Origin of the sequence: Rhodococcus sp. 05-340-2, assembly GCF_002258915.1 — a bacterium.
Classification (GTDB): domain Bacteria; phylum Actinomycetota; class Actinomycetes; order Mycobacteriales; family Mycobacteriaceae; genus Rhodococcoides.
In genome coordinates this window covers 212150-223790 of record NZ_NOYU01000027.1, presented here as the reverse complement: position 1 = coordinate 223790, position 11641 = coordinate 212150, and the positions used below count along the sequence as shown (strand labels likewise).

Sequence of the window (11641 nt, the reverse complement as noted above, 5' to 3'; positions counted from 1 at the left end):
CTGATCGTTCCCGGTCGTTCCTGCAGGCTCCACTCCTGCCTTCCCCTGTCGTTCCTGCAGGCTCCACTCCTGCCCCGTCAGGACTTCTGCAAATAGTCGACTCGATCCGATCGCCAGGCCGACCGCATCATCGACGCAATGCCGGGATCGTTCGCCAGCGACGGGTCCCGCGCGAACAGAGACCGCGCGCAGTCCTGTGCGTCGGCGATGATGTCCTCGTCGTCGATGAACGAGAGCAGCCGCAGTCCGCTGACCGTGCCCGACTGTGCAGCTCCGAGAACGTCGCCCTCGCGACGAGTGGCCAGATCCAGCTTGGCCAACTCGAAACCGTCGTTGGTGGCCGCCACCGCCTCCAGCCGGGCGAAGGAGCCACCCGCGGGGCTGAGATAGCTGATCATGATGCACAGGCCCTGGTGCCCGCCTCGGCCGATCCGGCCTCGCAACTGATGCAGTTGGCTCACGCCGAATCGGTCCGCATCCATGATGACCATGACCGTCGCGTTGGGAACGTCCACGCCCACTTCGACCACCGTGGTGCAGACGAGCACGTCGATCTCGCCGGAGTTGAACTCGGACATCGTGATGTCCTTGTCGTCTCCCGACAGTCGCCCGTGCAGCAGCCCCACGCGCAGATCGTGCATCGGCCCGGTGGAGAGAGTCTCGTACAGGTCCACCGCAGCCGTCGTCTCGGGGCCGTCCTCCGCGCTCGCGCTCTTCTTCTTCGCGGCGCTCTTCTTCCCGTTCTCCGCGTCCTCGTCGTCGCCGATACGGGAGCACACCACGTAGGCCTGGCGACCCGCTGCCACTTCCTCGTGAATACGCTGCCACGCTCGATCGACCCAGCCCGGTTTGCTCCTGGCGGGTACGACGTTGCTGACGATGGGCGATCGGCCGCGCGGCAGTTCGGTGAGCACCGACGTCTCGAGGTCACCCAGTGTCGACATCGCGATGGTGCGCGGGATGGGGGTCGCGGTCATCACCAGCAAGTGCGGACTGGTGTTGTCGCGAGCTTTCGCGCGCAACGCATCTCGTTGCTCGACGCCGAACCTGTGTTGTTCGTCGACGACGACCATCGCGAGATCGAGGAATTCCACTCGGTCCTCGATCAGAGCGTGGGTACCGATCACGATGCCCGCGTCACCGGTGACGGCATCGAGCAGGGCGGACCGCTTGGCCGCCGTGGACATCGAGCCGGTCAACAAGGCGACCTTGGTCGCCAACTCGTGCGATCCGAGTTCCCCACCGGCCGCGAGGCTCCCGAGCATCGACCGAATCGAGCGCGCGTGTTGGGAGGCGAGAACCTCCGTCGGTGCCAGCAGCGCACACTGATGCCCGGCATCGATCACCTGCAGCATCGCCCGCAGTGCGACGATCGTCTTGCCCGAGCCGACCTCACCCTGCAACAGCCGCGACATCGGATGCGGTGCCGACAGATCGTGGGCGATCTCGGCTGCGACCTGGTGCTGGCCGGCCGTCAACTCGAACGGCAGACGCCGATCGAACTCGGCGGCGATACCGTCGGTGATCGGTGGGCATCGCGCTGCCACCCGGGTGGATGCGTCGCGTCGGCGATCGGCGAGGACGAGTTGAACGGCGAGCGCCTCGTCGAACTTGAGCCGCTCGCGCGCGGAGTCCTTGTCCTGTGCGGTGTCCGGGAAATGGACCGACCGCAGCGCGGTGTCGATGTCGACGAGACCGCGTTGCGCACGGACCGACTCGGGCAGCGGATCGACCACGTCGTCGAGCTGGTCGAGCACCTGCCGCACGCAGCGCATGAAGGTCCAGCTCTCGACGTCCTTCGCGGCCGGATAGATGGGCACGAATGCTCGATCGAACACCGACATGTCGACGGCACCGGACGAATCGACGGAACCACGAGCGAGTCCGGCCAGGGTGCCGCCGCCGACGATTCGCCCTGCGGGCACGACGGCACCGTCGTTGTCGTCTCCGCCGAGAATCACGTAACTGGGGTGCGTCAGATTCCAGCGCTTGCCGAAGTACTTGACCTTGCCCGAGAACATTCCTCGGCGACCGGGTACCAGAACGTGCTTGAGCTTGTGGGGGCTGAAGAAGGTGGCGTCGATCCGCTGTCCGTCGGCGGCGAGTGTCACTGCGAGGAACTGACCGTTGCGGTTCTTCATCGAGCGCAGCGTCGCGGACTCGATCGTGGCGACGATGGTGATGTGCTCGCCCTCGGGCGGCTCCTTCTCCCCCAGCTCCGAACCGTGTGTCATGTAGCGGTGCGGATAGTGCCGAAGCAGGTCCTCGACGGTGTGAATACCGAAGACGTCTGCCAGCGGCGTCGCCGCCGCGGCTCCGAGGATGTGATCGAGCCGGTCCACCAGCGTTGCCATTGTCCGAGATTCCCTATTCCACTCCGAATTGCACGAGATCCCCCGGCTGCCCACCTGTATAGACCACCACGTCGACTCCGGGATGTGCGCCGGCCACGTACTCGGCCAGCCGATCACCGAAGTCCTCCGAGGCCTGGGCCCCGACGAGCACTGTCACCATCTCCCCGCCCGTGGCCAGGAGCTGATCGAGCAGCCGGCACCCCGCATCGAGCGGACGAGCGGCGACGATCACCACCTCCTGCCCTGCGAGCCCGATGCAGTCTCCCGGCTCGCACGTGCCGACCCACGTCAGGGATCGCTCCTGGGCGATACGCAGTGAACCCCACCTCGTGCCCGCCGCAGCCTCGGACATCGTGAACGCGTCGTCGACCGCAGCCCTGGCGGCATCGTGCACCGCGAGCGCGGCCAACCCCTGCACCATCGCCGAGCACGGCAACATCACGACGTCTTTGCCGTCTGCTCGGGCAGCTGCGCCGACGGCTACGAGTTCCTGCGCGGACAACGCGCCGTTCGGCAACACCAACACCTCGCGATGCTTCATCCCGACGATCGCTCGATGCAGCACCGAGGAGTCGATCGCCTCGTCGCACCGCACCACCGTCGCGCCTTCCTGAACGTAGAGATCCGCAGCACCGTCACCGGCCACCAGCGCCAAAATATCGCGACCGACCGACAACTCTGCTCCGTCGTGCGCTTCGGGGCTCACCGCTCCGGCCGGCTCGGCGAATCCGAAACACGAGATCCGCACTCCGCGAACATCTCCGGCAGCGATTCCGAGATCGACGGCACCGCCGGGGTCGGCGGTGTGTACGTGCGTGGACCAGGCCCCGGAACCGTCACCGGCGACCACGACCGAATCACCGATGTCGGCCAGGGCCCGGCGAAGCTCCGCCGCCCCCGCATCGTTCTGGCCGTGCACGACGTAGACCACCTCGTACCCGAGAGGGCGACCCGTTGCGTACCCCGGCTCGGGTGCACCGTCGCAGTCCGACGAGACGTTCGACGCATCGCCCACCGTCCGGCGTTCGTGCTCGTGTGGGCGACGGTATCGCCGGCGCGGTGGAGTGCGGCCGATCACCACCTCCACGAGCGCATCGATGATCACCGAGAGACCGAGAGCGCCTGCGTCCACGACCCCCGCCTCCCGGAGTTCGGCGAGTTGGTCCGTCGTGCTGTCGACAGCACGAGCGGTGGCCTCGGCGATGTCGACCACCAGAGTGGCGAGGCCGACATTGGCATCGTGGGCGGAGGCCTCGCGATCGGCGGCGGCCAGAACGGTGAGCATCGTGCCCTCGACGGGAACGCTGACCGCTCCCGCAACCAGGACTTTCGCGCGTCGCAACATGGCCTGGACCGACACCGTGTCCAACGGGCCGTCGGCCGAGGCCTCGGCGACAGCGCGCAAGAGTTGGGACACGATCACTCCCGAGTTGCCCCGCGCACCCGCGACCGCCCCCACGGCCAGTGCCCGCCCGATCGCGCGGACGTCCGCAGTGGGCCCGGCTGCACGCATCGACTCCACCGCGGCACGGAAGGTGAACATGAGATTGGTGCCGGTATCCGAGTCGGGGATGGGGAAAACGTTGAGTGCATCGATCTCGTCGCACCGCGCGGTCAGGGAATCGACGCAGCGGTAGGCCCACCGTCGCAGAGCTGCGGCATCGATCGATTCGAGAACGTCGACCACCTCGAGCAGCCTCCCCCCGCGTCCACACACGCCACCTCGTCCGAACTCCCTCGCGGACAGTGCCCGAAGCTTAGTCGGGCATGATCGGTGGCGCGCCTTCCGTGAGCCCTCACGCAGCGTCTGCCGTGGCGGTTTGGTGATTGCGTGCGACGCCGCTATTCTTGCAGGGTTGCCTCGAGGCGATCTTCACGCATTGCAATCCTTGCATCTGCTCGTAGTTCGTTTCGATGTCTTCGACCACATGTATCGATCAACATCTATCAAGGAGTTCGCGACTATGGCTGCCGTCTGCGACGTATGCGCCAAGGGGCCCGGCTTCGGTAAGTCGGTCTCGCACTCGCACCGACGGACCAACCGTCGTTGGAACCCGAATATCCAGACCGTTCACGCTCAGGTTGCGCCTGGAAACTCCAAGCGCATGAACGTGTGCACCTCCTGCTTGAAGGCAGGCAAGGTGGTCCGGGGCTGATTTCGGCCTCGCTCTTCGATTTCCTCCACGGCCTCGACTGCGTGCGAGCACTGTGCCCCGCCCCCGATCTCGGAGGCGGGGCACAGTCGTATTTGCTTCCGTTCGCGTTCTGTTCTGTTACACAACCGGTCGGGACCGTGACGGACATGGCGAATCACGGGCACCGGCCGGTGACACCGGCCGAGCAGTCTCGAACGCATGGCGACAACACGCACACTCCTCGTCACGGCGCTCGCAGCGCTGACGCTCACGGCATGCTCGAACACAGAGCCCGACACGCCCACGGCCGCGCGCTATCTGGCCAGTCAGCCCGACTCGGGGCCGGCCGGCGGTGAGATAGACGACCGGATAGGCCTCGACAACACCGATCTTCCCGCACTCGCCCGTCTCGACCGCGGCCTGCTGATGGCACTGCAGTCCGCTGCTGCGGATGCGACATCGTCCGGGGTGGATGTGTACGTCACCTCCGGATGGCGTTCCGCGTCGTACCAGCAACGCTTGTTCGACGAGGCCGTAACCCGCTACGGCAGCACCGACGAAGCAAGACGCTGGGTGCAGACACCCAACAATTCCAAGCATGTCACCGGACGGGCGGTGGATGTCGGACCGACGGACGCCGCCGACTGGATGATCCGACACGGCAGCGACTACGGCCTGTGCCAGACCTATGCCAACGAAATGTGGCACTTCGAGATGGCGACCAGTGCGGGCGGCACCTGCCCGGCCCCACTCGACGACCCATCCGAAGAACGATCGGAGGGCTGACAATGACACGGGTCGAACCGAGGCGACTTGTCGCCGCTCTCGTACTGCTGAACCTTGGAGTCCTCGTCTACTGCCTGTGCGTGTTGACGACCACAGGCCAAACCGTGGATCAGAGGCTGATGGTGAGCGCCGAATCACTGTCCGGTGACCTCGCCGAGATCTGCGCCGACTTCGTCGAAATCGTCGCACCGGTCTCGGCCGCAGGAGCGGTTCTCGTCGTATGCCTGATCGCCTGGCGCGGCAACAGGATTGCCCTTGCGCTGCGAGCAGGAATCATGACGCTCGGACCGATCGCGACGGCCTGGATTCTGAAGTACTCGCTCGATCGACCGAACCTCGATGGCCTCGTCCAGCACAACTCCTTTCCCAGCGGCACCCTCACCTGCGTCACCGCTGTCGTCTGTGCGGTATACCTCGCGTCCGCTCACCGCTGGCGGATCGTCGTCGCGATCAACGGTGCACTGCTCATCGTCGGAACTGCTGTGTCGGTCGTCGTCCTGAAATGGCACCGCCCCAGTGACGCCCTCGGCGCGCTGCTGCTCGTCGGGTGCTATGCCCTGGCGGTCTCCGCATTTCCGATCAGGATCTCCGCGCCCCGATATTCGACGCTGGCCGACCCCGGCAACGAACGTCTCGCGCAGGTGTGAGCCCTGTACCCTTGGCCGACCGCGATTGCCCCTACTACACGAGGTCCTCGACATGGTGAACATTCTCTTCGTGGAGGACGATCCGGCTGTGGCCGAAGCAATGACGTTGGGGCTGAACCGACTCGGTCACCGAGTCGACCATCGCCCCGACGGCAACGGTGATCTCGACAACGCGCTGGGCTCCGCCGAGATCGTCCTGCTCGACCTCGGCCTCCCCGGAGCCGACGGCTTCGAGATCTGCCGACGAATCCGCGCGCAGAGTTCGGTGCCGATCATCATCCTCACAGCCCGCTCCGATGACATCGACACCGTTGCGGGTCTGGAAGCCGGTGCGGACGACTACGTCGTCAAACCCACGAGCCCACGAGTCCTGGACGCGCGCATCAAGGCTGTGATCAGACGATCGACCGATACGACTCCCGCGGCGACGCCAACGGCAACGGCGATCGTCGAGCAGTACGGCGATGTGACCGTCGACCGTTCGTCACTACAGGTGAGGAAGGGCGGAACTCTGCTGACGCTGACGCCGACCGAGCTTCGGCTCCTGCTCGCTCTGACCGAGAACGTGGGTCACGTGCTCAGCCGAGGCCAATTGTTGTCTGCAGCATGGGATCAGGACTACCTCGGTGACTCCCGAATCGTCGATGCTGCGATCCAGAGACTACGCGGAAAAATCGAGGACGATCCCGCTGCACCGGCCACCATCGAAACGGTGCGTGGGTTCGGATATCGATTCGATCCCGGCCCGGCTCGTTGATGCCGTCCCGGCTGCGAGTCGACGGCCTGCGTACTCGACTGGTCCTGGTGTTCATCACCATCGTCGTGATCATCGCCGGTGCAACGGCCGGTGTGGTGTCGTTCATGGCGCGTTCGTGGATCTACTCCAACGCGCAGGACGTGGCGACTGCGCAGTTCCGCGACGAACTCCAGGATGCCGACGGGGCCCAGGTGACCCGAGCGAATTCATCCGAACTGATACAAATTTTTCCGTCCGACATGACGTTGCTCGTCGGCGACGACGAAGTACAACGGGGATCCGTCGACCCGGCCACGCTCTCCCCCGATTTTCTGGCCGGGGTGGGCAGTCGCGGAATCATCCGCTTCGTCAGACTCGACTCCGAACGGATCATGATCGCCATGTCGGTCCGTGTCTTCGAGGCGACCGATCCGGACGGCGACGAAACCCTGGTCACGGCCGTCGCCATTCGGCCGCTCGAGGGCGTGCAGGACAAGTTCGACGATCTCCTGCGCGCCGTGGCCCTCACCCTGGCGGGCGGAGTACTGGTCAGTGGGCTGCTCGGAATGTGGATCGCCTCGACCCTGGTGCGTCCACTGCGACGCCTCGATCGGGCCGCTGCCCGCGCCGCCGACGGTGATCTGAGTGTTCGACTCTCCGAGGAGGGCGTGACCGAACTCGCCGAGCTGACGACGACCTTCAACACCATGATCGCCAGAAACGAGACGGTCATTCGCGGGTTGGAGGAGTCGGAAGAGCAGGCGCGCAGGTTCGTCGCCGACGTCTCCCACGAGCTCAGAACTCCACTGGCAGCACTGGTTCCGGTCGGAGAGATACTCCGAGAGGAGATCCCCCAACTCTCGGCCGATGCGGGAGCAGCCGCCCGGATAGTCAGCGGTGAGATCGGGAAGCTCGCTCGACTCGTCGAGGATCTCATCGAGATGTCTCGTCACGACGCACAACAGGCGCGCCTCGTTCTCGACGATGTCGACCTCGTCGAGCTGGTCCGACACTCACTGACCCGCCGCGGATGGGCAGAGAGCGTCCAACTGCGAGGGCCGGACAGTATCGACGCGACCGTGGATCCCCGACGCATCGACGTGGTGGTCGCCAACCTCGTGGGTAATGCCCTTCGTCACGGCGCGCCCCCGGTACGCGTGGAGATGAGCGCTCGTCCCGAGTGGGTGGACGTGACAGTGGTGGACCACGGGCCAGGGATATCGCCGGAGGACAACCACGCGATCTTCCGACGGTTCTACAAGGTGGACACCGCTCGCGGCCGCAGCGAAGGCAGCGGACTCGGACTGTCCCTCGCCGCCGAGAACGTACGCCTGCACGGCGGCACCATCACTGTCGACCGAGTGGATTCGACCACGGTCTTCAGCGTCCGGCTGCCCCGTCTCCGACCCCGGTAGCGGCTCCGACAGTTGGCTCCCGCATCCGTGCCCGAGCACGGCGGCCCCACGGCGGAACAGAAACGTCGGTTAGAGTCCCGAGCGTGACTTATTCGGACGCAGACATTTCCAGCAAGGTCAGCATCGAGGACGGTGTACTGCGCATCGTCGTCGCCACCGATGCCGGTGGTGCCTCTCTCGACCTCGAGGGAATCGACGCAGGCACCTCGGCTCTACGCTCCGTCAATGCCGGCAGCACCGCGATCGGAAGCGTCCTGCTCATCGGTAGGGGACCCAATTTCTGCGCCGGCGGCAACGTGCGCGATTTCGCCGGCGCGGCCGATCGCAGTGCCTTCGTCGGTTCCGTCGCCGACACGTTTCATGCCTTCGTTCGCGAACTCGCCACAGTCAGCGTCCCGATCGTCGCCGGTGTGCACGGCTGGGCCGCCGGTGCAGGCATGAGCCTGGTCTGTCTGACCGACGTCGCCATCGGCGGACCGTCGACCAAGCTGCGCCCCGCGTACCCCTCGATCGGATTCACTCCGGACGGTGGAATGTCCTGGACACTGCCCCGAATCGTCGGTTCGGGCCGCGCGATGGACATCCTGCTCAACGACGCGATCATCAACGGAGAGGACGCCGTTCGGCTCGGAATCCTCAGCCGGCTGGTGGGCGACGACATCGTGGACAGCGAGGCCGAGCGTCTGGCTCGAACCCTCGCCAACGGACCGACATCGGCGTACCAGGGAATCAAGAAACTGCTCGGAACCTCCGAATCGACAACTCTGACAGAGCAGTTGGACGCCGAAGCCGCCTCGATATCAGCAGCTGCGACGTCACCTGCCGGACGTGAAGGGGTCGACGCGTTCGTCGAGAAGCGTCGTCCCGACTTCTCCTGAACCGGTCAGGGCAGGGTCCAGTCGATCGGTTCGTCTCCGCCCTCGACCAACAACTCGTTGACACGAGTGAAGGGCTTGGATCCGAAGAACCCGCGCGAGGCGGACAGCGGTGATGGATGAGCGGATTCGATGCAGGGCACGGATCCGAGCATCGGCTTCAGGGTTGCCGCGTCGCGTCCCCACAGAACGGCGACAAGTCCGGGCGCGTCGGGTGTCTCCGCTCGGGCGACCAGGGCCCGAATAGCCCGCTCCGTCACCGCTTCCCACCCCTTCTTTCGGTGCGACGCCGCCTGACCCGGCTCGACGGTCAGCACCCTGTTGAGCAGCATCACGCCGCGGTCGCACCAGGGCGTGAGATCACCGCTGCTGGGCGTGGGCAAACCCAGGTCGTCCGAGTACTCCTTGAAGATGTTGTTCAGACTCCGCGGGACGGGTCGCACGTCCGGTGCAACCGAGAAGCTCAGCCCCACTGCGTGTCCCGGCGTCGGGTACGGATCCTGGCCGACGATGAGGACTCGAACGTCGTCGAAGGGGTAGCGAAACGCCCGCAGTACGTTTTCTCCCGCGGGCAGATAGTGCCGTCCTGCGGCGAGCTCGGCCCGCAGGAAGTCGCCCATCGCAGCGACATTCGACTCGACCGGCGCGAGGGCCCGTGCCCATCCCGATTCGACGGCATCGGCGAGCGGCTTGGGCGTCACCGATCGATCCGGCGCAGCGCGTCGCGGTAGTACGCGGCGTTGGCCGAGTACATCTGCACGTTGATGTCGACATGGCCGTCGGGAACCTGGTAGCCCTCGCGAATCTTCGCGGGCACACCGAGCGCCATGGAACGTTCGGGAACGACGAACTTGAACGGCACAACCGCGCCAGCACCGACGATCGAACCGGCACCGATCTTCGAACCGTTCAGCACCACCGAGCCCGACGCGATGAGGCAGTTGTCCCCGATGGTCGCACCCTCGACGTGCGCGTTGTGGCCCAGTACGCATCCGGATCCGATGACCGTTGCGTCGATCGGGGTGCAGTGCACCACGGTTCCGTCCTGCACGTTGGTGCCCTCGCCGATCGAGATCGTGCCGTAGTCGGCCCGCAGAACCGCAGTGGGCCACACCGACGATCCGGCAGCCAGGGTCACCGCTCCGATGACGACGGCGTCGGGATGAACGTAGGCGTCGGGGTGGATGTCGGGTTCACGATCACCGAGTGCATAGATAGCCATCTCTGCAACTTAGCCGACTCGATGGACCCGACCCGTGTTCACTCGCCCTCGAAACTCGACCATCCCGATCTACCCTCGTGAACGCGTCCACCGACCGTCACTCGCGGGCTCTGTCCATCACCGCCGTGCTGGACACGGCCGATCACCGTCCATCCCCGAGGAACGCCTGCGGCATCGGGGAAGGTGCCGACGAGCGCGTGATCCTCGCCTCCGGTGAGTACCCACTCCAGCGGATCGTGCCCCACCAGCGTTGCTGCCGACCGCAGTTCGTCGGGGATCTCCAGCAGGTCCGGATCGAGGTCCAGGAGAACGCCCGACGCGTCGGCGATGTGGCCGAGATCGGCCAACAACCCGTCGGAGACGTCGGTGAGCGAGGTCGCACCCGCCTCTGCGGCGTCGATCCCGGCGCGATACGGAGGGACGGGCACCCGGTGCGCGTCCACCACGGCGTCGTGGCCGGTTGTGTCCCTGTCACCGAGCAGTAGGGCCAGTCCGGCCGCCGACCAGCCGAGCCGCCCCGCGTACGCGATCACGTTGCCGGCACGCGCCCCCGATCGAAGAACCGGGGCCCGGCCCTGAAGATCGCCGAGCGCGGTGATCGAGATCACCAGCTCCGGCGATTGCACCACATCGCCACCGACAACGGCCGACCCCGCAGCAACTGCCTCGAGCCACATGCCCTCGTTGAGACCGTCGGTCACGCTCACCGGCGTGTCGGCCGGACATCCGAGAGAGACGAGAAAGCCCGAGCACTGCGCACCCATTGCGGCGATGTCCGCGCCGTTCTGCGCGATCGCCTTACGGCCGATCTGTAGCGGACTCGACCAGTCGAGTCGAAAGTGCCTGCCGTGCACCAACATATCGGTGGACGCCGCGATCCGACCGTCGGACGCAGCAACAACGGCTGCGTCGTCGCCCGGCCCGACGATGGTCGACGGTGGCTGCACACGGTCTGCGATCGCACGGGCGATCACGTCGAATTCGCCGACCTGCGCGACGGTGCGCTCGCTGCCGGTGGCCGAGTCGGTGACGGAGTCGTCGATGATGTTCCTCTCTGAGAACGCGGTACGTGCGCGACGGTCTCACGCGGAGCGCGCGCCGCGCCTGCGGTACCTTTTAGCGGCGGTCGGGACAGTACCGATGCAGCAGGTTACGTGCGAAGAGAACGTAGTCGACTCAACCTACAGTCGAGAAGTCCGGCAGGGGAAAGGGACCACCGATGGTGCAAGCATTCGTTCTCGTTCAGACCGAGGTCGGCCGAGCGACGGCCGTCGCACAGCAGATCGAGGCCGTCGACGGTGTCGTGTCGGCGGAGGCAGTGGTCGGGCCCTACGACGTGATCGCCCGCGCCGACGGTGCCTCCGACGCCGAGATCGCCGAGATCGTCTCCCGCATCCAGAAGGTCGATGCCATCACTCGCACCCTCACCTGTCCTGTAGCCCCGCAGTCCACGACGTCCGTCGGATAGCTC

Annotated in this window: 12 protein-coding genes; 7 read left to right on the top strand and 5 right to left on the bottom strand. The window is 65.9% G+C overall.

The features are described 5' to 3' along the window. Positions 1-77: 77 nt before the first annotated feature. Both recG and CH271_RS16040 read right to left on the bottom strand, forming a co-directional pair. Positions 78-2354: an ATP-dependent DNA helicase RecG gene (gene recG / locus CH271_RS16045; protein WP_094634203.1), complete on the bottom strand. Its 2277-nt coding sequence runs from the start codon at positions 2352-2354 to the stop codon at positions 78-80. Between the two features lie 13 nt (positions 2355-2367). Continuing rightward, on the bottom strand, positions 2368-4041 hold the full coding sequence (locus CH271_RS16040; RefSeq protein WP_094634202.1) for a DAK2 domain-containing protein: 1674 nt from the start codon (positions 4039-4041) through the stop codon (positions 2368-2370). 277 nt (positions 4042-4318) lie between these two features. Between CH271_RS16040 and rpmB the strand changes: the two genes are divergently transcribed. From rpmB to CH271_RS16010, 6 genes are all read left to right on the top strand, one after another. Continuing rightward, positions 4319-4510, top strand: coding sequence for a 50S ribosomal protein L28 (gene rpmB, locus CH271_RS16035; RefSeq protein ID WP_008717389.1), 192 nt, complete (start codon positions 4319-4321; stop codon positions 4508-4510). A 198-nt stretch (positions 4511-4708) separates the two neighbouring features. After that, positions 4709-5275 carry a M15 family metallopeptidase gene (locus CH271_RS16030; RefSeq protein WP_094634201.1) on the top strand — a complete coding sequence of 189 codons (567 nt, stop codon included), beginning with the start codon at positions 4709-4711 and terminating at the stop codon, positions 5273-5275. Positions 5276-5277: 2 nt separating this feature from the next. Beyond that, positions 5278-5922: a phosphatase PAP2 family protein gene (locus CH271_RS16025; protein ID WP_094634200.1), complete on the top strand. Its 645-nt coding sequence runs from the start codon at positions 5278-5280 to the stop codon at positions 5920-5922. A 52-nt stretch (positions 5923-5974) separates the two neighbouring features. Further along, the gene (locus CH271_RS16020; RefSeq protein ID WP_094634199.1) at positions 5975-6679 is read left to right on the top strand and encodes a response regulator transcription factor; all 705 of its coding nucleotides are present in this window, start codon (positions 5975-5977) and stop codon (positions 6677-6679) included. Next, complete coding sequence (locus CH271_RS16015) at positions 6679-8073, top strand: sensor histidine kinase (RefSeq protein WP_256986425.1); 1395 nt, start codon at positions 6679-6681, stop codon at positions 8071-8073. Before CH271_RS16020 ends, CH271_RS16015 begins: the two co-directional genes overlap by 1 nt. Positions 8074-8156: 83 nt before the next feature. After that, a complete protein-coding gene (locus CH271_RS16010) occupies positions 8157-8951 on the top strand; it encodes an enoyl-CoA hydratase/isomerase family protein (RefSeq protein ID WP_094634197.1) in 795 nt (264 codons plus the stop codon). A 5-nt stretch (positions 8952-8956) separates the two neighbouring features. Here the strand turns inward: CH271_RS16010 and CH271_RS16005 are convergent, their stop codons facing one another. From CH271_RS16005 to CH271_RS15995, 3 genes are read right to left on the bottom strand one after another with little or no spacing between them, the layout of a single operon-like run. Then, positions 8957-9649 (bottom strand): uracil-DNA glycosylase, encoded by a 693-nt coding sequence (locus tag CH271_RS16005; protein ID WP_094634196.1) that lies wholly within the window; start codon positions 9647-9649, stop codon positions 8957-8959. Continuing rightward, positions 9646-10170, bottom strand: coding sequence for a gamma carbonic anhydrase family protein (locus CH271_RS16000; RefSeq protein WP_032397774.1), 525 nt, complete (start codon positions 10168-10170; stop codon positions 9646-9648). The genes CH271_RS16005 and CH271_RS16000 overlap by 4 nt, the downstream gene beginning before the upstream one ends. 38 nt (positions 10171-10208) lie before the next feature. Then, positions 10209-11144, bottom strand: a complete 936-nt coding sequence (locus CH271_RS15995; protein ID WP_373453569.1) for a thiamine-phosphate kinase — start codon at positions 11142-11144, stop codon at positions 10209-10211. Between the two features lie 245 nt (positions 11145-11389). Between CH271_RS15995 and CH271_RS15990 the strand changes: the two genes are divergently transcribed. Further along, entirely contained in the window at positions 11390-11638 is a 249-nt protein-coding gene (locus tag CH271_RS15990) for an Lrp/AsnC ligand binding domain-containing protein (RefSeq protein WP_037189711.1), read from the top strand. Positions 11639-11641 lie beyond the last annotated feature (3 nt).